This is a genomic window from Saccharopolyspora gloriosae, from assembly GCF_022828475.1.
Classification (GTDB): Bacteria; Actinomycetota; Actinomycetes; order Mycobacteriales; family Pseudonocardiaceae; genus Saccharopolyspora_C; species Saccharopolyspora_C gloriosae_A.
Map to the genome: position 1 here is coordinate 877,745 of NZ_CP059557.1, position 22,790 is coordinate 900,534.

21 protein-coding genes and 3 pseudogenes are annotated in these 22,790 nt (G+C 69.4%); 12 read left to right on the forward strand and 12 right to left on the reverse strand.

Annotation, left to right across the window (positions count from 1 at the left end; genetic code table 11):
• Nucleotides 1–18: 18 nt before the first annotated feature.
• Both H2Q94_RS03760 and H2Q94_RS03765 read right to left on the reverse strand, forming a co-directional pair.
• Entirely contained in the window at nucleotides 19–810 is a 792-nt protein-coding gene (locus tag H2Q94_RS03760) for a DeoR/GlpR family DNA-binding transcription regulator (protein ID WP_243792041.1), read from the reverse strand.
• Nucleotides 811–889: 79 nt separating this feature from the next.
• The gene (locus H2Q94_RS03765) at nucleotides 890–1,342 is read right to left on the reverse strand and encodes a gamma-glutamylcyclotransferase family protein (protein ID WP_243792044.1); all 453 of its coding nucleotides are present in this window, start codon (nucleotides 1,340–1,342) and stop codon (nucleotides 890–892) included.
• A 175-nt stretch (nucleotides 1,343–1,517) separates the two neighbouring features.
• On the opposite strand from H2Q94_RS03765, the gene H2Q94_RS03770 reads away from it, so the two are divergent.
• The 6 genes from H2Q94_RS03770 to H2Q94_RS03795 all read left to right on the forward strand — a co-directional run bounded on the left by H2Q94_RS03770 (nucleotide 1,518) and on the right by H2Q94_RS03795 (nucleotide 7,441).
• The gene (locus H2Q94_RS03770) at nucleotides 1,518–2,921 is read left to right on the forward strand and encodes an NAD(P)H-quinone dehydrogenase (RefSeq protein ID WP_243792046.1); all 1,404 of its coding nucleotides are present in this window, start codon (nucleotides 1,518–1,520) and stop codon (nucleotides 2,919–2,921) included.
• 458 nt (nucleotides 2,922–3,379) lie between these two features.
• Nucleotides 3,380–3,763 carry a thiol-disulfide oxidoreductase DCC family protein gene (locus H2Q94_RS03775; protein WP_258718658.1) on the forward strand — a complete coding sequence of 128 codons (384 nt, stop codon included), beginning with the start codon at nucleotides 3,380–3,382 and terminating at the stop codon, nucleotides 3,761–3,763.
• Between the two features lie 312 nt (nucleotides 3,764–4,075).
• Nucleotides 4,076–5,098 carry a tetratricopeptide repeat protein gene (locus H2Q94_RS03780; protein ID WP_243792050.1) on the forward strand — a complete coding sequence of 341 codons (1,023 nt, stop codon included), beginning with the start codon at nucleotides 4,076–4,078 and terminating at the stop codon, nucleotides 5,096–5,098.
• A gap of 339 nt (nucleotides 5,099–5,437) precedes the next feature.
• Nucleotides 5,438–6,565, forward strand: a complete 1,128-nt coding sequence (locus H2Q94_RS03785) for a macrolide family glycosyltransferase (RefSeq protein WP_397545466.1) — start codon at nucleotides 5,438–5,440, stop codon at nucleotides 6,563–6,565.
• A gap of 96 nt (nucleotides 6,566–6,661) precedes the next feature.
• Nucleotides 6,662–7,222, forward strand: coding sequence for a GNAT family N-acetyltransferase (locus H2Q94_RS03790; RefSeq protein WP_243792055.1), 561 nt, complete (start codon nucleotides 6,662–6,664; stop codon nucleotides 7,220–7,222).
• Between the two features lie 66 nt (nucleotides 7,223–7,288).
• The gene (locus tag H2Q94_RS03795) at nucleotides 7,289–7,441 is read left to right on the forward strand and encodes a hypothetical protein (protein WP_243792057.1); all 153 of its coding nucleotides are present in this window, start codon (nucleotides 7,289–7,291) and stop codon (nucleotides 7,439–7,441) included.
• A 199-nt stretch (nucleotides 7,442–7,640) separates the two neighbouring features.
• On the opposite strand, the pseudogene glpK reads toward H2Q94_RS03795, so the two are convergent.
• Together glpK and H2Q94_RS03805 are read right to left on the reverse strand one after the other, a co-directional pair.
• Nucleotides 7,641–9,139 (reverse strand): annotated as a pseudogene (gene glpK, locus H2Q94_RS03800) (glycerol kinase GlpK).
• A 135-nt stretch (nucleotides 9,140–9,274) separates the two neighbouring features.
• A complete protein-coding gene (locus tag H2Q94_RS03805; RefSeq protein WP_243792059.1) occupies nucleotides 9,275–10,018 on the reverse strand; it encodes an MIP/aquaporin family protein in 744 nt (247 codons plus the stop codon).
• Nucleotides 10,019–10,440: 422 nt separating this feature from the next.
• Between H2Q94_RS03805 and H2Q94_RS03810 the strand changes: the two genes are divergently transcribed.
• Both H2Q94_RS03810 and glpD read left to right on the forward strand, forming a co-directional pair.
• Nucleotides 10,441–11,322 carry a DeoR/GlpR family DNA-binding transcription regulator gene (locus H2Q94_RS03810; RefSeq protein WP_243792061.1) on the forward strand — a complete coding sequence of 294 codons (882 nt, stop codon included), beginning with the start codon at nucleotides 10,441–10,443 and terminating at the stop codon, nucleotides 11,320–11,322.
• Nucleotides 11,323–11,506: 184 nt separating this feature from the next.
• Entirely contained in the window at nucleotides 11,507–13,168 is a 1,662-nt protein-coding gene (gene glpD, locus H2Q94_RS03815; RefSeq protein WP_243795511.1) for a glycerol-3-phosphate dehydrogenase, read from the forward strand.
• 272 nt (nucleotides 13,169–13,440) lie between these two features.
• On the opposite strand, the gene H2Q94_RS03820 is transcribed toward glpD, so the two are convergent.
• The 5 genes from H2Q94_RS03820 to H2Q94_RS03840 form a co-directional block, all read right to left on the reverse strand.
• Complete coding sequence (locus tag H2Q94_RS03820) at nucleotides 13,441–14,253, reverse strand: ESX secretion-associated protein EspG (protein ID WP_243792063.1); 813 nt, start codon at nucleotides 14,251–14,253, stop codon at nucleotides 13,441–13,443.
• Nucleotides 14,250–15,155 (reverse strand): PPE domain-containing protein, encoded by a 906-nt coding sequence (locus H2Q94_RS03825; protein ID WP_243792065.1) that lies wholly within the window; start codon nucleotides 15,153–15,155, stop codon nucleotides 14,250–14,252. The genes H2Q94_RS03820 and H2Q94_RS03825 overlap by 4 nt, the downstream gene beginning before the upstream one ends.
• A 31-nt stretch (nucleotides 15,156–15,186) precedes the next feature.
• The gene (locus H2Q94_RS03830; protein ID WP_243792067.1) at nucleotides 15,187–15,573 is read right to left on the reverse strand and encodes a hypothetical protein; all 387 of its coding nucleotides are present in this window, start codon (nucleotides 15,571–15,573) and stop codon (nucleotides 15,187–15,189) included.
• Between the two features lie 136 nt (nucleotides 15,574–15,709).
• On the reverse strand, nucleotides 15,710–16,411 hold the full coding sequence (locus H2Q94_RS03835; protein WP_243792070.1) for a DUF3558 domain-containing protein: 702 nt from the start codon (nucleotides 16,409–16,411) through the stop codon (nucleotides 15,710–15,712).
• A 100-nt stretch (nucleotides 16,412–16,511) separates the two neighbouring features.
• Entirely contained in the window at nucleotides 16,512–16,883 is a 372-nt protein-coding gene (locus H2Q94_RS03840; RefSeq protein WP_243792073.1) for a DUF1707 SHOCT-like domain-containing protein, read from the reverse strand.
• A gap of 166 nt (nucleotides 16,884–17,049) precedes the next feature.
• Between H2Q94_RS03840 and H2Q94_RS03845 the strand changes: the two genes are divergently transcribed.
• Both H2Q94_RS03845 and H2Q94_RS30835 read left to right on the forward strand, forming a co-directional pair.
• Nucleotides 17,050–17,544: a helix-turn-helix domain-containing protein gene (locus tag H2Q94_RS03845; protein ID WP_243788041.1), complete on the forward strand. Its 495-nt coding sequence runs from the start codon at nucleotides 17,050–17,052 to the stop codon at nucleotides 17,542–17,544.
• 128 nt (nucleotides 17,545–17,672) lie between these two features.
• Nucleotides 17,673–17,903, forward strand: a complete 231-nt coding sequence (locus H2Q94_RS30835) for an IS3 family transposase (RefSeq protein WP_475274536.1) — start codon at nucleotides 17,673–17,675, stop codon at nucleotides 17,901–17,903.
• Nucleotides 17,904–18,021: 118 nt separating this feature from the next.
• On the opposite strand, the pseudogene H2Q94_RS03850 reads toward H2Q94_RS30835, so the two are convergent.
• Nucleotides 18,022–18,186: pseudogene (locus H2Q94_RS03850) on the reverse strand (DDE-type integrase/transposase/recombinase); the annotation flags it as partial.
• Between the two features lie 81 nt (nucleotides 18,187–18,267).
• Between H2Q94_RS03850 and H2Q94_RS03855 the strand changes: the two are divergent.
• Nucleotides 18,268–18,396: pseudogene (locus H2Q94_RS03855) on the forward strand (IS3 family transposase); the annotation flags it as partial.
• Between the two features lie 552 nt (nucleotides 18,397–18,948).
• Here the strand turns inward: H2Q94_RS03855 and H2Q94_RS03860 are convergent.
• Together H2Q94_RS03860 and H2Q94_RS03865 are read right to left on the reverse strand one after the other, a co-directional pair.
• Nucleotides 18,949–20,274 (reverse strand): dicarboxylate/amino acid:cation symporter, encoded by a 1,326-nt coding sequence (locus H2Q94_RS03860; RefSeq protein WP_243792075.1) that lies wholly within the window; start codon nucleotides 20,272–20,274, stop codon nucleotides 18,949–18,951.
• 340 nt (nucleotides 20,275–20,614) lie between these two features.
• A complete protein-coding gene (locus tag H2Q94_RS03865; protein ID WP_243792077.1) occupies nucleotides 20,615–21,235 on the reverse strand; it encodes a Maf family protein in 621 nt (206 codons plus the stop codon).
• Nucleotides 21,236–21,608: 373 nt separating this feature from the next.
• On the opposite strand from H2Q94_RS03865, the gene H2Q94_RS03870 reads away from it, so the two are divergent.
• Complete coding sequence (locus tag H2Q94_RS03870) at nucleotides 21,609–22,748, forward strand: S1 family peptidase (protein ID WP_243792079.1); 1,140 nt, start codon at nucleotides 21,609–21,611, stop codon at nucleotides 22,746–22,748.
• Nucleotides 22,749–22,790 lie beyond the last annotated feature (42 nt).

Genomic DNA, 22,790 nt, shown 5'->3' on the forward strand with positions numbered 1-22,790 from the left:
GGCCGCCCGCCCGCCGGGTCAGGCTTCGGCGATCTCCACGGCGACTCCGTGACCGTGCAAGTCTTCGAGCACCTTCCGCGGGGTGTCGGCGTCCACGATGACCAGGTCGAAATCGGCCAGCGGCGCCAGCTCGTGCACGGCTCGGCGCTCGAACTTGGAGTGGTCGGCCAGCAGGATGCGGGTGGCGGCGGTGCGCATCAGAGCCCGCTTCACCTGCACGGTCTCCTGCGAGCGGTGCAGGCAGTGCCCGTCGACCACGGCGGTCGTGGACAGCAGGAGCACGTCGGAGCGCAGGGTGCTCGCCATGTCCGCGGCGTGCAGGCCGAGGAACGCGTCGAAGCCGGGGTGGTAGTCGCCGCCCAGGCCGATCACGTGCAGCCCGCTCTCCCCGCTGAGGCGATTGATCACCGGCAGGAAGTTGGTGACGACGGTCAGCGGCGCCGACTCGGCGAGCCGTTCGGCGACCGCCAGCGCGCTGGTGCTGTCGTCGATCGCGACCACTTGGCCCGAGCTGACGTGCCGCATCGCGTGGCGGGCGATCAGGGCCTTCGCGGCCGCGGCGTCGGAGCGCCGCGCACCCACCGACCTGGCCAGCACCGAACCCGGGGTGGAGGTGGCGCCGCCGCGTACCTTGCGCAGCCAGCCCTGGCGTTCCAGCAGATCCAGGTCGCGGTGGATGGTCATGCCGCTGACGCCGTACTCCTCGACGAGCCGTTCGATGCGCACCTGGCCGTGGGCGAGCACGTCCTGCCGGATCTGCTCGCGCCGCCGCTGCTGGGACACCGTCCCGTCGACCTGGGCCACACCCACCTCGCCACCAACGTGTGCCGTCGGTGTGATTATCACACGCGGGATGTGGTGACCGGATCGCTCAACGGCTGCGAGCCGATCACGGTCCGATGTTGCCGCAAGGACGGGTGCGCAGCTTCGACACGTAATCCTCGGGGGCGCCCGCCGCTTCCGCGGCGTCGGCCATCACCCCGAGATACCGGGCCGACGGCAACCCTCCCTCGTAGGCGTCGAGCACGTACAGCCAGGCGAGCACCGGGCCGTCCAGGGTCTGCACGCGAAGCCGCAGCTTCTTGTGCATCTGCAGCTCGGAGCCCTCCCAACGGTCGAGCTGCCGTTCGTCCTCGGGGCTGACGTCATACAGCACGGTGAAGACCTGCTCGCCGGGGTGCTCGACGATCGTCGCCAGCGCACCTTCCCAGCCGTAGTCCTCACCACCGAAGGTCAGCCGCCAGTCCATCAGCCAGCCCGTTCCCGCCATCGGGGAGTGCGGGGCTCGCTCTGTCATCTGGGCCGGATCCATGTTGGACCCGTACGCGGCGTACAGCGGCACGCCCCACAGGGTAGCGATCGATACGCCCGATGTCGGAGTGGACCACGTCACCGTCGTCGGCGAGTCGCGATCGGAAGGCGGCGAATCGGCGGGTACCGCCCGAATCGCCGGGAATGCGCGCGACATAGGGTGGGTTCGGCGCCCACAAGGCTCGGAATTCCAGGAGGAACACGAAGTGACCCGCATCGTGATCATGGGAGGGGGGCCCGCCGGTTACGAGGCGGCCCTGGTCGCAGCGCAGAACGGCGCGGACGTCACGCTGGTCGAGCCGGACGGGCTCGGCGGCGCGTGCGTGCTCTACGACTGCGTCCCCTCCAAGACGTTCATCGCCTCCGCGGGTGCGCGTTCCGCCGCTCGCGACGTCAGCGAACTGGGCATCCGCACCAGCCCCGACAACGTCGCGGTCGACGTCGCCGTGGTGCACGGCAGGGTCAAGGGGCTCGCGCTGGCGCAGTCCGCGGACATCCGCGCCCGCGTCCGCCGGGAAGGCGTCAAGATCATCGCGGGGCGGGCGAGGTTCACCAACCGCACGCACGGCTTGGCCCAGCACCACATCGGTGTTGATCGGGCCGACGGCGGCAGCGAGGAACTCATCGGCGACGTGGTGCTGATCGCCACCGGCGCCACGCCTCGGGTGCTGCCGGGCGCGGTGCCCGACGGCGAGCGGATCTTGAGCTGGCGCCAGCTTTACGACCTGCCGGATCTGCCAGAACACCTCGCGGTGATCGGTTCCGGGGTGACCGGTGTGGAGTTCGCCTCCGCCTACACCGAGATGGGCGTCAAGGTCACGATGATCTCCAGCCGGGATCGCGTGCTGCCGCACGAGGACGCCGACGCGGCCGGGGTGCTCGAAGAGGTCTTCGCCGAGCGCGGCACCGAAGTCGTCAAGCACGCGCGCGCCGAAAGCGTCGAACGCACCGAGAAGGGTGTGATCGTGCACCTCGCCGACGGCAGGCGGGTGGAGGCCAGCCATGCCCTGATGACGGTCGGATCGGTGCCCAACACCGAGGACATCGGCCTGGAGCGAGTCGGCCTCGAAACCGACCGCGGCGGCTACGTCAAGGTCGACCGGGTGTCCAGGACGAAGGTTCCCGGCGTCTACGCGGCGGGCGACTGCACCGGTCTGCTGCTGCTGGCCTCCGTCGCGGCCATGCAGGGGCGCATCGCGATGTGGCACGCGCTGGGCGAAGGCGTCAGCCCGATCAAGCTGAAGACGGTCGCGGGCAACGTGTTCACCCACCCCGAGATCGCCACGGTCGGCATCAGCCAGCAGGCGATCGACTCCGGTGAAGTGCCCGCGCGGATCGTGATGCTGCCGTTGGCGACGAACCCGCGGGCGAAGATGGAAGGCCTGCGCCGAGGCTTCCTCAAGGTCTTCTGCCGTCCGCAGACCGGGGTGGTCATCGGCGGCGTGGTCGTCTCCCCGAACGCCAGCGAACTGGTGCTGCCGATCGCACTGGCCGTGCAGAACCAGGTCACAGTGGAGAACCTGGCCAACACGTTCTCGGTTTATCCGTCGCTGTCGGGGTCACTGACCGAAGCCGGCCGCCAGTTGATGCGTCACGACGATCTCGATTGAGGAGTCTCCGCCGGTCGGTTTGCTTTGGTGGTCGGGTGGCGGAACCTCAGTTGGTCTCTCGCTGCGGGATCTTTTTCCCGAGTGGCTCCGCCACGAGGGAAAAAGCTGTCCTCGCGAGAGACCAACTGAGAACCCGCCGGTGGTCACCTTCTTGACGTGGGCTATGTGCTTCGCACATACAGGCACGGCTGTCGCCGCAAAGCAGGCGTGGCTTCGCCCGCCCACTGCACGGCTTCGCCGTAGAGCACGGCCTTCGGCCGCGAGGCAGGCGTGGCTTCGCCGCCCACGGCACGGCTTCGCCGCCAACGGCACGGCTTCGCCGTGGAGCACGGCCTTCGGCCGCAAGGCAGGTGGGGCTTTGCCGTCAAAGGTGCGGATTCGGCGTGTGGCGTCGGGGGCGTTGGTGGGGTCGACGTGGGTCGGTGGAGCGGGGAGGCTGGTGGGTGGGAGGTGTGGTGATGGGGACGCCGGTTCTGGTTTACGACGGTGACTGCGGGTTTTGCACTCGTAGCGTGCGGCTCGCTGAGCGGTTGCCGTTGCGGGCGCGCATCGTCGCGTGGCAGGACGCGGACCTAGGGGCGCTGCGCATCACCGAGCAACGTGCCCGCCACGAAGTGCTCTGGGTGAGCGAGCGCGGTCGCGTGCTCGGCGGGGCGGATGCGGTCGCCGCTCTGCTCAAGGACTGCGGTCTCCCGTGGTCGATACCGGGAACGTTGCTGTCGTTGCCGGTGCTGCGCTCGCTCGCCGCGTTCGCGTACCGGCGGGTCGCCGAGAACCGCCACCGGCTTCCCGGGGCGACACCGGCATGCGCACTCCCCGTCGACCAGCGGCCCGGAGCCTGAACGACACCGCGAGCGGCTCGCCGCCGCCCGCTCGGCTTCGCCACGATTGATCGACAGGTCGCAGCACTCGGGCCGAAAGTATGAGAAGGGCTCGGCTCCACGGCCCATCGAACGACTTCACCGGCCTATCGATCGACTTGATCGCCGCCACTTCGGCCGATCCGAATCGCCCTGCTCCACCCCTAGATTCATTCGAGTAAGGGGTGCGGGGGACGCGGGTGGCCACCGCCAACGGGGCATCAGCGGTGGCCACCCGCAGCGGTGACAAACCGGTGCCAGGCATCGGTGCTCAGGCGAGTGAGGCGATCTCGAATGAACGGCAACAAGGCGTTCGCTCCGGAATACCAAGGCGCACTGCGGGACATGTCCGTGAACACGGCCTACGAGGACGTCCTCGGACAGGCGCGGGCGCGGGAACAGTGGGCGGCCGAAGAGGGCACGGCGCTCGACGTCGCGCAGGCGAAGCTGGCCGTCGCCGAATCCTGCCGTCGGCTGGGGTACCTGGAAGAGGCCGAACTCGCGTGGAAGGCCGGCTACCGCGCCGCGCGCACCGCGAACGACACCGGTGCGCAGGCGTGGGCGCTGTGGAGCGGAGGCACGCTGGCGCGGCAGCGGGGCGAGCTGAACTTGGCGCTGCGCTGGCTGGCCCGGGGACGGGACCTGGCGGCGGAGGCAGGCGACATCGTCGCCTACGGCTACGCCTTCGCCGGAGTCGCCGAGACGGTCCGCATCCAGGGCGACTTCGAGCAGGCCCGCGGTTTGCACGAACACGTGCTCACCGAGGCGCGCAAACGCGAGGAGTCCCGGCACATCGTGTGGGCGCTGGAAGGACTCGCGCAGATCGAACGCAACACCGGGGACCTGGAATCGGCGGCGCAGCGCTTCGAAGAGGCCGCGCGAGTCGCGGGGCGATCCGGTGACGACCGCGGCCACGCGTGGGCATTGCGCGGCCAAGCGGACGTGCTGTCGCTGCGGGGTGACCACGACGAGGCCTTGGTGCTGCTCTCGACCGCGGAAGAGACCTGCCGCCGGATGGACCTGTCCAGCGCGCTGGCCTACAACCGCAAGATGCGCGGCAACGTCCACTTCCGCGCGGGCCGCTACGGCGACGCCGCCCGCACCTACCGGGACGCGCACGGGAAGTTCCGCGCCATCCGGGAACCACGCGGCATGGCGCTGGCGCAGCTGGGCCTGCTCAAGAGCCTCGACAAGCTGGGACGCCCGGCTACGGCGACGATGGCGGACCTGATCGCGCTGCGCGACGACGTCAACGGCAACGAGCTGTGGCAGACCCGCCGGATGGTCGAGGAAGCCATCGCCGAACGCACCGTCTGAGCCGGTCATCGCAGGCCGGTGCGGTGGCGGAAAAGGACGCGACAGCACCGGCGCGGCCCGGTTACGGTTCAGGCATGTTCTGGCACCTGTACTACCTCTGATTCCCGCGCCCCGCGGAAGACCACTCGTGACGCGCCCGCGCACTCGCCGTCTCCGGCCGAGTCTCGCGGCCGCTCAGCTCGTCGACGGCGATACGCGCCGGTCCGGGCTCGCGCACGGGTGAATCCGCAGATGACGGCTGGACATTTCGCGCTCGCCCTGGCGAGCGCTCGCTTTTCGATCGTGGAGTGAATCAGAGTGAATCAAGTGCCGAAGAACCGATCCGCGCACATCGCCTTCATGGCCGTGCCCGCCCACGGCCACGTCAATCCGGGACTCGGTCTGGTCACCGAGCTGAACGCCCGCGGGCACCGCGTCACGTATGCCGTGACCGACGACTTCGTGCCGCAGGTCGCCGAGGCCAGTGCCACGTCGGTCCGCTACGAGTCGACGTTGCCGTCCGCGGCCGCCCAAGAGCAGTGGCCGGAGGATCAGGCCGCCGCGGTGCTGCTGTTCGTGGAGGAGATGATCGCGGTGCATCCGCAACTCTCCGCCGCCTACGACCAGGACCGGCCGGACCTGATCATCTACGACATCGGCGCGCTGCAGGCTCCGGTGCTCGCGCACCAGTGGGGTGTGCCTGCGATCTGCCTGTCGCCGACGCACGTGAGGTTCGAGGGAATCGAAGAGGTCTTCGGTTCGCCGGATACTCCGGAACTGAAAGCGGTCTACGCCCGCGCCGACGCGTTCTTCGCCGAGCAGGACGTGCCGCTGACGTTCGAGAAGATGGAGCCCGATCGCTGCGTGGTCACCATCCCGCGCTCGTTCCAGTACAACGGCGATTCCGTGGCGGACAACCACACCTTCGTCGGGCCGATGCTGACCGGGCGGTCCTTCCAAGGCGAGTGGCATCCGTCCGATGAGCGGCCGGTGCTGCTCATCTCGATGGGCTCGGCCTACACCGATCAGCTGGAGCTGTACCGCTCCTGCCTGGCCGCCTTCGGCGGTCTCGACTGGCAGGTGGTGCTCACCATCGGCAAGGTCATCGACCCCGCCCAGCTGGGGGAGATCCCGCCGAACGTCGAGGTGCACCGGTGGGTGCCGCAGCTCAACGTCCTGTCGCAGGCGGACGTGTTCATCACCCACGCAGGCATGGGCGGGTCGATGGAAGGCCTGTACTCGGGGGTGCCGATGATCGCGATTCCGCAGGCCGCGGACCAGTTCGCGAACGCGGCACGCATCGAGCAACTCGGCCTGGGGGTGCGGTTGCCGAAGGAGCAGGCGAGCCCCGCAGCGTTGCGCGCGGCGTTGACCCGGGTGTGCGAGGACCCGGAGCTGCTCGCCAGGTCGCGAGCGATCCGACAGGAGATCCACGAGGCAGGCGGTGTGCGTCGCGCGGCGGACATCGTCGAGCAGTCACTCACCTGACCGAGCGAGGGGCGGCCGGTTCCCGCCGGTCGTCCCTCCGGGTTCGCCGGGATATTCGGTACCGCTCGGGCGTGGAGTGCAGCAGACTCCTGCGACATGGAGCCGCACGAGAGACTGCAGTACGACGGAGTGGATCTTCGCAGGTGGCGCCTGGAAGACGCGGGTGTCGCACTGCGAGTCGTGACGGAGTCGCTGGACCACCTGGGGCCGTGGATGCCGTGGGCGAAACCGGGCTACGGGATGAAGGAGGCGGCCGACTTCGTCGGCAAGAACGACCGGGAATGGACGCATCGCACGGCATTCAACTACGCGGTGCTCGGCCCGCAGCAGCAGGTGATCGGGGCGGCCGGCCTGATGGACCGGATCGGGCCGGGCGGCTTCGAGATCGGCTATTGGCTGCACGGGGACTTCGAGGGACGCGGCATCATGCGCCGGGCGGTGACCGCGCTGATCGAGGAGGCGTTCCGGCTGGGCGCGGATCGTGTCGAGATCTGGCACGACGAGGCGAACGTGCGCAGCGGCGCGATTCCGAAAGCACTCGGGTTCATCGAGGTCGACCGGCGTCCGGCTCGGGAGTACCCGGTCGCGCCCGCGTGCACCGGAACCTTCGTCGTCTGGCGGCTCACCGCGCCGGAGCTCCTGGACCGGCCGAAGTAACGAGCAGCCCGGATTCGGCGAACTTCGTAGCGAACCGGCACGAGGCCGGCGGATCGAGGGGGGCGCATGTCGAAGGAGTCGGTGTCCTGGGCGGTCGCGGTGGCCGCGTTGATCGGCGTCGTCCTGGTGGTGATGTCCGGCGGCGAACCGAACGAACCCCGCCGAGTTGAGCTCACCGGCGAACCGATGACAACACCAACGGACATCACCTGGCCGTAGCCGATCTTCGTCTTGTCAGCGGCGCAGCCGACGAGCAGCGACCACCAGAGCAACGGGAACCACCGGCGGGTTCCCAGGTGTCTTCTCGCGAAGACGGCGATTTCCCTCGTCGCGGAGCCGCCACTGGGGAAATCGATCCGCGGCGAGAAGACACCTGAGGTTCCGCTACCCGGCCCCTCAGCGAGCAGGGGGCGGGCCGTCACGCCCAGTCGAAAGTCTTGGTGACCGCCTTCTGCCACTGGGAGTACTCGTGGGCACGGCGTTCCTCCGGCATGACCGGGTCCCACTGCTTGTCCTTCGCCCAGTTGGAGCGGATGTCGTCCTCACCGGCCCAGAAGCCGACGGCGAGTCCGGCGGCGTAGGCGGCGCCGAGCGCGGTGGTCTCGCTGACCGTCGGCCGGATCACCGGTACGTCGAGGATGTCGGCCTGGAACTGCATCAGCAGTTCGTTGCCGACCATGCCGCCGTCGACCTTCAGCGACTTCAACGGCACTCCGGAGTCGGCGTTCATGGCCTCGATGACCTCGCGGGTCTGGAACGCCGTGGACTCCAGCACCGCGCGGGCCAGGTGACCGCGGTTCACGAACCGGGTGAGACCGACGATGGCGCCGCGCGCGTCGGAACGCCAGTGCGGCGCGAACAGGCCGGAGAACGCGGGCACGAAGTAGGCGCCGCCGTTGTCCTCGACGGTGCGCGCGATCTGCTCGATCTCGGGGGCGGTGCCGATCAGCCCGAGGTTGTCCCGCAGCCACTGCACCAGCGAGCCGGTGACCGCGATGGAACCTTCCAAGCAGTACACCGTGTCGTTCGAGCCGATCTTGTAGCCGACGGTGGTGAGCAGCCCGTTCTGGCTCAGGACCGGCTCGGTTCCGGTGTTGAGCAGCAGGAAGTTGCCGGTGCCGTAGGTGTTCTTGGCTTCGCCGGGCGCCAGGCAGGCCTGGCCGAACGTGGCGGCCTGCTGGTCCCGAGGATCCCGGCGATGGGCAGCCCGCCGAACACGCCGCGTTCCCGGAAGTGCCCGTAGACCTCGGAGGACGAACGGATCTCCGGCAGCATCGAGGTCGGCACGCCGATCTGGCGGCAGATGTCCTCATCCCATTCCAGCTTCTCCAGGTCCATCAGCAGGGTCCGGGAGGCGTTGGTGGGGTCGGTGACGTGCAGGCCGCCGTCGGTGCCACCGGTGCTGTTCCACAGCACCCAGGTGTCCATGTTGCCGAACAGCAGCTCGCCCTTCTCGGCACGGGCGCGCACGCCGTCGACGTTGTCCAGGATCCAGCGGATCTTGGTGCCGGAGAAGTACGGCGAGAGGGTCAAGCCGGTCGTGGCGTGGAAGCGGTTCTGCCCGCCGTCCTCCGCGAGCTCGCTGACGATGGTGTCGGTGCGGGTGTCCTGCCAGACGATGGCGTTGTAGACCGGCTTGCCGGTGGTCTTGTCCCACACCACGGTCGTCTCGCGCTGGTTGGTGATGCCGACCGCGGCGATCTCGGAGGTCACCAGGTCGGCTTTGGCCAGGGCGCCCGCGCACACCTGGCGGGTGTTGCTCCAGATCTCCTCCGGGTCGTGTTCGACCCAGCCCGCCTTCGGGAAGATCTGCCGGTGTTCGACCTGGTCGACGGCCACCACCCGTCCGCTGTGGTCGAAGATCATGCAGCGGGTGGAGGTGGTGCCCTGGTCGATCGCGGCGACGTAGGAGGCCATGATGTCGTCCTTTTCGATGGATTCCGAGATGTGCGTGCTGCGCCTGGGGTGAGTGTCACCCGCGCGGCCCCGCCGGGCAGCCTCCCGACGCCACCTGCGGTGCGCCGTTCGGCCGCTTTGCGGGCATCAGGCGGCTCAGGTCGCGGGAAGCACCGCTGTCAGGGCGCCCGCGAGCACACCACCGATGATCGGGCCGGCGACCGGGATCCACGCGTAACCCCAGTCAGCGGAGCCCTTGCCGCGGATCGGCAGCAGCGCGTAGGCGATGCGCGGGCCGAGGTCGCGGGCCGGGTTGATCGCGTACCCGGTGGGGCCGCCCAGCGACGCGCCGATGCCGATGACGATGAACGCGACCGCCGCGTAGCCGAGCGCGTCATTGCCGAAGCTGAAGGCGCCGTCGTCACCGCGCCCGGAACCGGGCGTCTGGATGATCCACAGCACCAGCACGAAAGTGCCGATGATCTCGGTGACCAGGTTCCACGGGCTGTTGCGCACGGTGGGGCCGGTGCTGAAGATCCCGAGGGTGCCCGCGGGTTCGTCGTGGGTGTCGAACTGGAGCTTGTAAGCCGCCCAGCACAGCGTCGCGCCGATCGTGCCGCCGAGAAGCTGTGCGACGAGGTAGACCGGCACCTGGCTCCACGCGACCTGCCCGTTCACGGCGAGGCCCAGCGTGACGGCGGGGTTGATGTGCGCCCCCGCCGGTTCGGCGATGCTGGCGCCGGCGAACACCGCGAAGCCCCAGCCGAAGTTCACCAGGAGCCAGCCGCCGTTGTTGCCCAGCGTTTTTCGCAAGGTCACGTTGGCGACCACGCCGCACCCCATCAGGGTCAGCACGGCCGTTCCCATCAATTCCCAGAGGAAGATCTCACCCAGACTCATCAGGGTCCCCTCGTCGCGGCGCCATCGGCGCGGTCGGGTGTGCATTGATCGTCCGACATGCGGATAGCGCGGGAAGGCGCGTCGCGATCGCTCGTGCGGGGTGGTCGCGGCGGGCCTGGCGAGGGCGCCGGATCACGGGTCGACGGCTGGCGACGCCGAATGTTGCGGGCGTGGGCACGTCGACCTCCTCCGTTGGAGCCGCTCCGGCGGCCGGACCGCGCCGGAGAACACGGTCACATTAGGCTTGTGAAAACAAACATTGCAATAGCTTTGCGATGGTGTTTTTATCGCGATGTACGGTGAAGCCGGAATCGCTGGTGTCCGTGCGGCGAGGCACGACCGTCGTGCAGGGGTTCGGCTAGGAAGATGGGCATCCCATGGTGGAAGTCCCCGCAGGGGATACGGCGGTGAGGGGGACGACGATGTCCGCTACGTCCGGTCGGCGCCCGTCCGGAAAGCAGCAGGACCGGCGACGCCGGATCACCGAGCTGGTGATGGCCGAAGGCTCGCTGCGCATTGACGACTTGGTCGCGACCGTAGGCGCCAGCGCCATGACCGTGTACCGGGATTTGGCCGATCTGGAATCGCAAGGCCTCGTGCACCGCAACCGCGGCTACGTCTCCGCGGCGTCCTCGCTGCTCTACGAGGCGGCCTCGGAATACCGGATGCAGCAGAACGAGGCGGAGAAGGACGAGCTCGCGGCCGCCGCGGCCGAGCTGATCGAACCGGGCCAGGCCCTGGTGCTCGACGACTCGACCACCGGCGTCTACCTGGCTCGGCGGCTGCCGGAGCGCGCGCCGCTGACCGTGGTGACGAACCATCGAGGGGTGTTCGGTGAACTTGCCGCGCACCAAGGCGTGCACCTGATCTCCATCGGCGGCGACTACCTGCCCTGGGCCGACGCGTTCGTCGGCGGCATGGCGCTGGACGCGCTGCGCGGACTGCGGGTGGACCTCGCGGTCATGTCCGTATCGGCGGTCACCGACGGCATCTGCTGCTACCCGCAGCAGGAGATGGTGCAGATCAAGAAGGCGATGCTGGCCGCGGCCAGCCGCCGGGTGCTCTACGTGGACCACACGAAGTTCCGCAGGCGCGCGCTGCACACGGTCGCGCCCGCGGAGGAGTTCGACATGGTGATCGTCGATTCGGCGACGCCGGACGCCGAGATCGAGGTCCTCGTGCAACGGGGAGCGACGGTCCGGCGTACCGGCGAGATTCACCCGGAAACATCGAAGAAGGACCTGGCCACAACAGGTCCGAGCAGCAATGGCGCGGCAGGCGTGCAAGGCGCAGGCCGGGCATGATGACCACCGCGGAACGTGCCGACGGGGCACGGGTCGGCGGTGATCGAGATTCGAGCGAGGAGGACGCCAGGTGTCCCACGACGAGAAGTCATCCGCAACGACCGGTGCCACCGACGACACCCGTGCCTCGGAAGAGGCCTACGGCAGGCTCGGCCCGGGCGACCGTGAACGCAACTGGCGGCGGCTGGGGTCGGAGGAATTCGACGTCGTCGTGATCGGCGGCGGAGTCACCGGCGCCGGCGCCGCACTGGACGCCGCCACCCGCGGCCTGCGGGTAGCCCTCGTGGAGGCGCGAGACCTGGCGGCGGGCACGTCCAGCCGCTCCAGCAAGTTGTTCCACGGTGGCCTGCGCTACCTGGAGCAGCTGGAGTTCTCACTGGTCCGCGAGGCCCTGCGGGAACGCGAGCTGATGCTCACCCGGATCGCTCCGCACCTGGTCAAGCCGGTGCCGTTCCTGTACCCGCTGACCCGCCGGGTGTGGGAACGCCCGTACACCGCGGCCGGGCTGCTGATGTACGACACGATGGGCGGCGCCCGCTCGGTCCCGGGGCAGAAGCACCTGTCGCGGGCCGGCGCGCTGCGCATGGTGCCCGCGCTGAAGCGGGACGCGCTGATCGGCGGCATCCGGTACTACGACGCGCAGTCCGACGACGCGCGCCACACCATGACCGTGGCCCGCACCGCCGCCCGCTACGGCGCGGTCGTGGCGACGTCCACCCAGGTCACCGGGTTCCTGCGGGAGGCCGACCGGGTCGCGGGCGTCCAGCTGCGCGATGTGGAGACCGGCGAAGAGACCGAGGTCCGCGCGCAGACCGTGATCAACGCGACCGGCGTGTGGACCGACGAGCTGCAGCGCCTGTCCGGCAGCCGCGGCCGCTTCCGGGTCCGGGCCAGCAAGGGCGTGCACATCGTCGTGCCGCGGGACCGCATCGTCTCGGAGGCCGGGATGATCCTGCGTACCGAGAAGTCCGTGCTGTTCGTCGTCCCGTGGGGCGGGCACTGGATCGTCGGCACCACCGACACCGACTGGAACCTGGACTTGGCGCACCCCGCGGCGACCAAGAAGGACATCGACTACATCCTCGAACACGTCAACACCGTGCTGGCCACGCCGCTCAAGCACGACGACATCGAGGGCGTGTACGCCGGGCTGCGACCGCTGCTGGCGGGCGAGAGCGACGAGAGCTCGAAGTTGTCGCGGGAGCACGCGGTGGCCCGCGTCGCCCCGGGCCTGGTCGCGATCGCCGGCGGCAAGTACACGACGTACCGGGTGATGGCGGCCGACGCGGTGGACGCGGTGACTCCGGACCTGTCCGGCCGGGTCGCCTCGTCGATCACCGACCAGGTGCCGCTGCTCGGCGCCGACGGCTACCACGCGCTGGTGAACCAGGCCGATCAGATCGCGTCCGCGCACGGCGTGCACCCGTACCGGATCCGGCACCTGCTGGACCGCTACGGCTCGCAGGTGCACGAGGTCCTGGCCCCCACCGTGGACCGGCCCGAGCTGCTCAAGCCGGTGCCGGGCGCGTCGGCCTACCTGCAGGCCGAGGTCGTGTACGCCTGCACCCACGAGGGCGCGCTGCACTTGGAGGACGTGCTGACGCGGCGCACCCGCATCTCCATCGAGTACCCGCACCGCGGCGTCGAGTCGGCGGACGCGGTGGCGAGGCTGATGGCGGAGGTGCTGGGCTGGGACGAGGCGCGCATCGCCCGCGAGGTCGAGGTGTACAGCGCGCGGGTCGAGGCGGAGCGGGACTCGCAGACGCAGCCCGACGACGAGGCGGCGGACGCGAAGCGCTCGGCGGCACCGGAAGCCCGCGCAGAACTAACCGAACCGATCGCCTGAGTCGTGTCCTCTCGGAACGACCTGCGTAGGTGACCGGATAGCGGAACCTCGGCGGCTTCCTCGCTGCGGGATCGATTTCTCATGTAGCCCGCTGCACGGCGAAATCGCCGTCCTCGCGGGGAAGCCGCTGGGAACCCGCCGGTGGCCGGCTTGTTTTGGCCGGTCACTGCTCACCGGCTTCGCCGCTGACAGGAGAGATCGAAAGATCGTTCGAGCCGGACTCGTGAAGCGGGCCGTTCGTCCTTTGGGGACGGGCGGTCCGCTTTGTTCGGTCAGGTGAGGTCCGTGAGCAGTTCTTCGACGTGGGCGATCATGCGGCGGGAGTCCGCGGGGGCGATCGTGCTCCAGGAGTCGCCGGAGGGGGAGTCGCGGCGCAACTGCGCGTAGCGGCCGTGGGGAGTGTCGAAGAACCCGACCACCCGTTGCGCCCGCACCCGGCGGCCCAGCCGATCCCGCGCAGCGGCGCCGAACTGTCCGCGCGCGCCCGCTTCGCGGACCATCGACGTCAGAATCTCCGCGTCGTCGCCGCGCACGCCGCGGCGCACCAGTTCTCCTTCCAGCGCCTCGGTGTTCCCGCCGGTCCCGGCGGCGGCCGCGTCCAAGTCCGCGCTGCGCACCGTCACCGATCGTCCCGGCCCGGCGGCCAGGACGGGCAGCACCGAGGTCGCTTCCCGCGGCAATCCCGAGGCCGACACCGGACGCAAGGTCAGTGCGTCCTCGTCCTTGACGACCAGCACCGCGTCCGCACCGCTGCCGTCCGGAACGCCCGAAGCGGCGAGCACCCGGACGCTGCGCTCGAACCACGTTCGCCCGTCCAGTTCGGAAACGGGGTGGGCGAGCAGCCGCAACATCCGCTCCAGCGCCGGATCAAGATCCCGGCGATCGCCGAGCCGTCGCGCGCCCAGCGCCTGCCACACGGAGTCCGCGAGCTCGGCCCGCTCGGACCAGGTGCGGCCCGGCGACGGAACTCGCAGCACCAGCGGCATCGTGTCCAGTCCCAAGTGCTCGGTGAGCACGTCGAACTCCAACGCGGACAGCCGAACCGGGGCCTGGCCCGCCCCCGCGAGGGCGGCGCCGTCGATCATTGGCCGGGGTCCCCGCCGATGACCGGGCGGGACAGGGTCTGCGGTTCGTCGAAGAATCCGTTGCCGTTGCCGACCTGTTCGGTCACCGTGCGGTCCACCGAGTCGTCCTCGCGCCGCCGTGCGCGGCCGCCGCCGGAACCGCCGGAACCGCCGGAACGGCCGGAACCGCCGGAACCGGTCGGCTGAGTCCGGCCGCGTTCGCTCCCGCGCCCGGCGGTGCCGCGCCCGGACTGCCTGCGGGAGGAGCTCTGCACGCCTGCGACGGAACCCGTCCCGCCGCGCGGAGCGGGCACCGGCGTGCCGCCCCAGCTGATGGTGATCCCCGGCTGCTGCCACGTCTTCGGGGCGCCGGGGCTGGTGGTGGGGCCGTCGACGACGACCTGCGGCGGCGGCGTGAACGAGGCCAGCGAGGTCGTGTTGGCCTGGGTGGAGGACTCGTAGGTCCGCATCACCTCGAACGCGCGCTGCTCCGCGGCGTTCTGCTTCGCCTCCTGCACCTCGTAGTCGGTCTGCCCGCCGAACAAGTGCACCAGGCCGGTGATCGCGGTACCGGGATCCTCAGTGGTCATCGGCTGCGGCTGCGGCATGTCCGCCCGCGCCTTGCCGACGAACGCGGCCTGCTGCTCGGTGCGATCCCGCATCAGCTCGGCGGCCTGCTGGGCCTGCAACGCCCAGTCGCCCAGCGGTCGCAGCCCGCCGCGCGCGTTGTCGGCGGCAGCGCCCTGCCAGCCGGACATGGCGGAGTTCAACGCGGCCGCGAGATCGCCGTCGATGTTGCCGAGGGTCCGGGTCAGTTCGCTCCAGCGGCGCACCGAATCCGTTGAACCGTCCGCGCCCGGTCCCTGGTGGATCTGCTCGTAGAGTTCTTCGTGGCGGTATCCCTGCCAGCGATGATCGCTCATCGGGTTCCGCCTCCCGTCGCACCGGTCACGGTCAGCACCCTCCCCCGAGGCGCACCGCGTTGACGTCGTCGGTGTCCTGGTAGTGCTGGTTGGCCAGCTGCAACGACTCCGCGGCCGACTGCAGCTGGTCGCGGTAGCCGCACAGCGCGGTCAGCGCGTCCTGGTCGCCGCCGACGGAGCGCTGGTTGAACTGCTCGGCCGCGGTGCTGCTGATCGGATCCCCGGCCCACGGCCGGATGCGCAGCTCGGTGATGGCGTGTTCGATCTCGACGCCCACCTGGTCCAGCGAGGACTGTAAGGCGCTGACGAGGTTCGGAATGGCGGTGGGCTCGACCCGCATCGACCCACCGGCGCCGGGGAGTCCCGGTGGCGCGGTGGAATCCGGCGAGCCGTCCCCCGACGGCGAATACAGCGGCACGGGGTTTCCCTCCCACGGGTAAAACGTCCGCGCTCACTCTAATCACTATTCGTCACCGTGGGGAGTGCTCCAAACGCGGTGAGTATCAACACGGCTGGGCTGATCGGCCGTGCGGCGTTGGCTCTTGCGCGCGGAATCAATCCGTCGGGCGGGGGGTGATCAGTGGCTCCGAGGATTCGGAGGTGGTGGGTTCCGCGGCGTCGTCGGACGAGGTCGCCGACGTCTCCGAGGTCTCCGGGGCCGGATCGGCCAGCGAGGTCACGGCGTCCTCGGCGACGCGCTGCGCCCCGGCGCACAGGGCGTCCAGCGGCGGTGCGGGCTGTCCCCCGTCGTCGCGGTAGAGCACGTCGAGGTGTTCGCCTTCGGCGACGTCCACCGCCACGTTGCAGGACAGGTCCAGGTCCGGCGTCTTGATCACCAGGGCGGGGAAGCCGTGGATCACGACCGGCGTCGCCTGCACCTGCGCAGTGTCGTCGGTCCACACGCTCATCGACTCGGTGGTGATCAACGAGAGTCGTGCTCCGACTTTCGCCGTGGTGTTGCGGAAGCTGCAGGTCGGCGCGTCGCCGAAGCCGCCCTCGGTGTCGGCCAGCGGGTCCCGGTTGAACCCGAGCTGCCCGCGCTGGTCCTCGGTGAGCAGTTCGCAGGGGTCCACATCGGTCATGGACAGCTCGAACGGCCGGGGCGGCGGGGGCGGCGGAGTGCTCGAAGTGGGGGTGGGCGGCGGCGGGGGGAGCGGAGCGGGAGTCTCCGCGGCGGGCTCGGATCGGAGGAATCCGCATCCGGAGAGGGTGAGCAGTCCTGCCGCGCACACTCCGCCCAGCCGCACGGCGGACATCCGGCCGCTCCGCGCTGAGGCGGTCCGCGAGCTTTGCATGAGCTTCACCGTAACGAAAGCGTCGTTGGTCGCGGGTGAACTTCGGGTGTGCCGCGAGTCTTCATCGCCTGCGCAGCAGCCATGCGATCACGAAGACGCCGAGGAACGCCAGCAGCCAGAGGTCGCGGGTCACGGCGACGAGCGCGAGCAGCAGCGCCGCCCCGCCCAGTCCCAGCAGGATTTCGGTGCGGGGCAGTGACCGCGCAGGCGCCTTGTCCGGAGTCCACGCGCCGGTGCGTCCGGTGCCGCCGGACGGGAGGTCGGTGAACAGCGCGTTCAGGTCGGCTTTGTTGCGAGCGGCCGCCGCTCGGGTGCAGCGTTCGTCGTATTCGACGAGGTCCAGCCTGCCGGAGCTGAGGTGTTCACCGAGCAGCGTGATCGCCGTTTCCCGTTCGGCGTCGCCGATTCGCAGGTTCTTGTCCCTCGCACGCACTTCGCCATCCTAGGCTCCGTCCCACCCCGGCTCCCCGGGTGCGGGTGGCCGAATCTCAAACGCTTCCCGCCCCCTGAGGTGAATGCCTCCTCAGCCCGAGCCCACCGGTGAACTGGTCCCCGGTGGTTGGACTGGAAAGTCAGTTCCAGCTACCGGGGAGTGGTTCGTGTATCCGCATAGTTCGTTGTCGCGGGAGCAGCGTGAGGCCGCTGTGGTGTTGTTCGGGGCTGGTCATGGGGCGGTGTCGGCTGCGGCCCGGTTGGGGGTGTCGGCTTCGGCGGTGAGAACGTTGCGGGATCGATGGTTGTTGCGCGGCCCGGGAGCGTTGATCATGAAACCGACCAAACGGTCCTACTCGTTCGAGTTCAAACTCGACGTGGTGCTGCGGTTCGTGGCCGGGCAGGCCACGGCGGCCGAGCTGGCCGCCGAGCATGACCTGTCGTCACCGAAGCAGGTGAAAAATTGGGCGCGCCAATATCGGCGTGACGGCGAGGATGCGTTGCGCCCCAAGCGGGAAGGCCGCCCACCCCGCGAACCACAACCACCACCGGACGGCGAGACGGCCGAACTGGAACGGTTGCGGACGGAGAATCTGCGGTTGTCCGCGGAGAACGCCTACCTAAAAAAACTGCGGGCCTTGAAGGAACAGGGGCGAGGGTAAAAACCCAGGTCATCGTCACCCTCAAGGCGCACTATCCGCTTGCGGTACTGCTGGAGGTCGCGGGCCTGGCCCGGTCGACGTTCTTCTATCACCAGGCCCGGCTCGACCGGCCGGACCCGCACGCCCGGCTGAAACAGGCCGTGACCGACGTGTTCCAGCAGGCCCACGGCCGTTACGGGCACCGCCGCGTCCACGCCATGCTGCACCGCCACGGCCTGAGACCGGCGAAAAAGACCGTCCTGCACATCATGCGCACCCTCGGCCTGGCCTGCACAGTCCGCCGCCGACGCCGCTACTCATCCTGGGTCGAGGCAGGTCGCTTTCCGGGACATGGAGGGTGTCAGGTTTGCCTCGTGTAGCAGTTGGCGACACCCACCTGACCAACTCATCACTGACCAAAGCCATCGCCACCCTCAACACCGGCCACACCCCACTCGTGCACACCGACCAAGGCTTCCACTACCGACACACCTCCTGGTCGGGTCGGGTGCTCCAGGAGTAGGACACGACGGAGCGGTCGAACAGGTCGATGATCGGTGAGAGATAGATTTTGCTTGTGCCGACACGGAATTCGGTGATGTCGGTGACCCATTTGGTGTTCGGTGCCGGGGCGGTGAAGTCGCGGTCCAGGACGTTGCCGGCGGTGGTGCCGGCCTCGCCCTCAACGCCGTCGCCGAAAACTTCTTCAGCCACCTCAAAGAAGAACTCTTCCACCACCACAACTACAACACCCCCGACGAGTTCACCACCGCCCTCGAGAACTACCTCGACTGGTACAACACCACCCGCATCTCCACCACACTGAAGAACCTCACCCCCACCGAATACCGAGCCCAGGCCCTCACCACCTAGCCTTCACTCACCCAGTCCAACAAACAGGGACCACTTCACCCCGGTCAAATGAGCGATTCACTCCACCGGCCGCACCGGGTGGACGTCTCCTCCGACCGGTCGGAGCGGTCGAAGAAGACATTCGGCATGATCTCCTGACCTGCGTCTTGTCAACGGCGAAGCCGAACCCTCGCGGCCGAAACCCGTACCTTGCGGCGCAGCCGTGCCTTACGGGACAGCCGTGCCTTACGGCAGCGAAGCGAGCCGTGCCTTGCGGCGTAGCCGTGCCTTGCGGCGTAGCCGTGCCTTGCGGCGCAGCCGTGCCTTGCGGCGTAGCCGTGCCTTGCGGCGCAGCCGTGCCTTGCGGCAGCGAAGCGAGCCGTGCCTTGCGGCGCAGCCGTGCCTGTATGCGCGAAGCGCATAGCCCACGTCAAAAAGCCGCTCACCGGCGGGTTCTCAGTTGGTCTCTCGCGAGGACAGCTTTTTCCCTCGTGGCGGAGCCACTTGGGAAAAAGATCCCGCAGCGAGAGACCAACTGAGGTTCCGCTACCCGCCCCCCAAGCAGGCCATCCGTCAGGCCGGAGCCGTGAGGAGCGGGGGAGAGCTGGGGGTGTTGAGGACCTCGTCGTCGAGCAGACCCTCGCCGCGGGCCACGACGGTGGGGACCACGATCTGGCCGGCCACGTTCGTCGCGGTCCGGGCCATGTCCATGATCGGGTCCACGGCGTAGGCGACGGCGATGCCGGTGGCCACGACCTCCGGTGGGAAGCCGAGCGCGCTCACGGTGAGGGTGAGCATGGTGAACCAGCCGGTGACCCCGGCGGTGGCGATGGAGCCGAACACGGCGACCGCCACGATCGTCAGGTACTGCACCGGCCCGAGCTGGATGCCGAACAGGTTCGCGATGAAGATCGCGCCCACCGCCGGGTAGATCGCCGCGCAGCCGTCCATCTTGGTCGTCGTCGCCAGCGGCACCGCGAAGTTCGCGTACGAGCTGCTCACGCCGAGGTTCTCCGCGGTCTGCCTGCTCAGCGGCAGGCTCGCGCTGGAGGAGCGGGACACGAAGGCGAACTGCAGCACCGTCCACGCCTTCGCGAAGAACGTCAGCGGGCTCACCTTCGCCACGAACCGCAGCAGCACCGGGTACACGACGAACAGCACCAGCGCGCAGCCCACGTAGGTGGCGCCGATCAGCTTGAGCAGCGGGGCGAAGAACTCGTTGCCGTAGGTGGCCACGGCGTTGCCGATCAGGCCGAGGGTGCCCAGCGGGGCGAGCCGGATGATCCAGCCCAGCACGCGCTGGATGACCTCGAACGCGGAGCGGCTGAAGTCCACGAACGGCTTGGCCGTGTCGCCGAGGCTGTACGCGGCGGCTCCGACGATCAGCGCGACGAACACGACCTGCAGCGTCTCGCCTTCGGAGAAGGCGCTGACCAGGTTGCTCGGGATCAGGCCGTTGATCAGGTCCAGCCAGGACCCTTGGGTCTTCTCACCGATCGACTGCAGGCGTTCCGGGTCGGGCTCCAGCACGAGCCCCTGACCGGGCTGGATGAGACGTCCCACGGCCAGCCCGATGACCACGGCGATCAGTGAGGTGATCGCGAACCACAGCGCGGTCTTGCCGCCGAGCCTGGCCGCGGTCCGCCCGCCGCCGACGGAGCGCAGGCTGGTGATGCCCACGACGATCGCCGTGAAGATCAACGGCAGCACGGTGAAGGTCAGCAGGTTGGTGAACGTGGAGCCGATCGTGTCCAGCGTGGTGATCAGCCACTGGGCGCCGGTCGACTTCGCGATCCAGCCGAGCAGCGCGCCGAGCACCAAGGAGGCGACGACGGCCACGGCGAACAGTCTCGGGTTGAACCGGAACCGTCGCCTTTCTTGCGCAGGGGAGGTGGACACAGGGATCTCCTGAGGTTCGCGAGGTGGCGTGTGGTGGCGCCGGGGGAGGTGGTGCGCTGGAAGGCGATGTCGCGTTCGGGCTTCAGGCCGCGACGGCGGCGATGCGCGGCCGGGCAATCACCGGGCCGGCCCTCGTCGGGATGACAGCCGGAGTCGGTTCGCCGTCAGGGACAGACGCTGCTGGCCTGCCGTCGCAGATCGACGTGCAGGCGTGAAGTCAGATAACGCCGCTGAGCTCCCATCGCGAACAGTTGTAACCCGGTGTTCGGTCCAGACCATCCCGACTTAACCGAATTGTGTTCACGTTCACTGGGCGCCGGTATCCGGACGCTCGGAGAGATCAGGCTTGCTGAGGCGTCCAGAGGTCGGTGACGGTGACGTCGACCTGGGACAGCAGGGCGCGGGTGAGCGGGAGGCTGATGCCGATGACGCTCGACGGGTCGCCGTCGACGCCTTCCACGAACCAGCCGCCGAGGCCGTCGAGGGTGAATCCGCCCGCGACCCGCAGTGGCTCTCCGGTGCCGACGTAGGCCGCGAGTTCGGTCTCGCTCGGCTCGGCGAAGCGGACCACGGTGACCTTGTGGTCGTGCGCGCGGGCGACCACCGCGCCGTCGCGCAGCCGCACCACTGCGTGCCCGGTGAGCAGTTCGCCGGTGCTTCCCGCCATCTCCCGCCAGCGCTTCGCCGCGATCTCCGGTTCACCCGGTTTGCCGACGACCTCGCCGTGGATGGACAGCATCGAGTCGCAGCCGACTACGACCGCGTCACCGTCCACTTCGGACAGCACTGCTTCGGCCTTGGCCAGTGCCAGTGCGGTGACGATCTCGCCCGGTGCGGGGTCGGTCAGCGCGGCGGCGACGGCGTCCTCGTCCACTCCGGACACGCGCACGACGGGCTCGATGCCCGCGGCGCGCAGCACGGCGAGGCGGGCGGGGGACGCGGAGGCCAGCACAAAACGCACGGGCCGACTGTAGTCCGCGCCGGACGCCGCGATTCGAGGAGTGGCGCCGCACCCGCCGAATCGTCGATGGCAAGCCTGTGCGGTGCGGTTTCGTGCGTTCCCAGTGAACGGCATAGCCCCAATGGCGGTGCCTGATTCAGGTGGAAGATTCCTAATGTCCTTCTTGCGGTCACCGGCGGGCGCCTGCCGGGGGAACCGCGAACGACGGTTCCACGTGGATCAACTTCCTTCCGGAACCCGGCCCGTCCCAGCGGCCGGTCAGCACTTCCCCCACATCGCGGACGACGTCCGTCCGCCGCTTCCCGCACGCCCGAACGCTGATCACGTCCGGGCGCGCGCCACCAGTAGTTGCGGAAATCGAGGGAGACCAACGATGAGTCGCAAACGAACCCTTCGACTGACCGGTGCGGCGCTGCTCGCCGCGGGCACCGTGACCGCGTGGGCGATGCCCGCCGTCGCCGCGCCACCGCCGCAAGCCCCCGAACTGATCGCCGCCATGCAGCGTGACCTGGGCCTGACCGCGGAGCAGGCGCGGACGCGGCTGGCCCAGGAGGACACCGCGCGGGAGCTCGACGAGGAGTTCCGCCGCTCTCTGGGCACGGCGTTCGGCGGCGCGCACTTCGACGCCGCACTCGGCAAGCTCGTCGTCGGCGTCACCGACGCCGCCGAGCTCGCCGAGGTGCGATCCGCCGGCGCTGACGCGCGGGTCGTGGCGCACAGCAGCGGCGAACTCGACGCGATCAAAGCGGAACTCGACGCCACGGAGAGCACCGCACCCGAGTCGATCACGGGCTGGTACGTCGACGAGATCGCCAACACCGTCGTCGTGAACGTCCGCGAAGGCGCCGAGGACGCGGCCACCGAGACCTACCTCGCGGAGGTCGCCGGTCACACCCCGGTCCGGGTCGACGAGGTCGCCGAAGCGCCGCGCACCCTCTACGACCTGGTCGGCGGCCAGGCCTTCTACATGGGCGGCGGCCGGTGTTCGGTCGGATTCCCCGTCCAGACCTCCAGCGGCGCTTCCGGCATGGTCACCGCCGGGCACTGCGGCACCGCCGGGACGTCGGCCTCCGGGTACAACCAGGCCGCGCTCGGCTCCTTCCAGGGCTCGTCGTTCCCCGGCAACGACTACGCGTGGGTCTCGGCGAACAGCAGCTGGACCCCCCAGCCGTGGGTGGACATGTACAACGGCAGCGCACGGGTCGTGTCCGGGCACGGCACGGCGCCCGCGGGCTCCTCGATCTGCCGCTCCGGGTCGACCACCGGGTGGCACTGCGGTTCCGTGCAGGCGCTGAACCAGACGGTGCGCTACGCGGAGGGCGCGGTCACCGGGCTCACCCAGACCAACGTGTGCGCCGAACCGGGTGACTCCGGCGGGTCGTTCATCAGCGGGAACCAGGCTCAGGGCATGACCTCGGGCGGCTCTGGGAACTGCTCGTCCGGCGGCACCACGTACTTCCAGCCGGTCGGCGAAGCGCTCAGCGCCTACGGGTTGTCCCTGGTCACGGGCTGACCTGTCACGTGAGGTGAATGGTCCACTCGCCCGGTCCCGCCG

Bases quoted from the DNA above. Each gene is read 5' to 3' on its own strand.
- H2Q94_RS03775 (WP_258718658.1), top strand. From the start codon at position 3,380: ATGGGGACGCCGGTTCTGGTTTACGACGGTGACTGCGGGTTTTGCACT.
- H2Q94_RS03780 (WP_243792050.1), top strand. From the start codon at position 4,076: ATGAACGGCAACAAGGCGTTCGCTCCGGAATACCAAGGCGCACTGCGG.
- H2Q94_RS03785 (WP_397545466.1), top strand. From the start codon at position 5,438: ATGGCCGTGCCCGCCCACGGCCACGTCAATCCGGGACTCGGTCTGGTC.
- H2Q94_RS03790 (WP_243792055.1), top strand. From the start codon at position 6,662: ATGGAGCCGCACGAGAGACTGCAGTACGACGGAGTGGATCTTCGCAGG.
- H2Q94_RS03795 (WP_243792057.1), top strand. From the start codon at position 7,289: ATGTCGAAGGAGTCGGTGTCCTGGGCGGTCGCGGTGGCCGCGTTGATC.
- H2Q94_RS03805 (WP_243792059.1), bottom strand. From the start codon at position 10,018: ATGAGTCTGGGTGAGATCTTCCTCTGGGAATTGATGGGAACGGCCGTG.
- H2Q94_RS03810 (WP_243792061.1), top strand. From the start codon at position 10,441: ATGTCCGCTACGTCCGGTCGGCGCCCGTCCGGAAAGCAGCAGGACCGG.
- H2Q94_RS03820 (WP_243792063.1), bottom strand. From the start codon at position 14,253: ATGATCGACGGCGCCGCCCTCGCGGGGGCGGGCCAGGCCCCGGTTCGG.
- H2Q94_RS03825 (WP_243792065.1), bottom strand. From the start codon at position 15,155: ATGAGCGATCATCGCTGGCAGGGATACCGCCACGAAGAACTCTACGAG.
- H2Q94_RS03835 (WP_243792070.1), bottom strand. From the start codon at position 16,411: ATGTCCGCCGTGCGGCTGGGCGGAGTGTGCGCGGCAGGACTGCTCACC.
- H2Q94_RS03870 (WP_243792079.1), top strand. From the start codon at position 21,609: ATGAGTCGCAAACGAACCCTTCGACTGACCGGTGCGGCGCTGCTCGCC.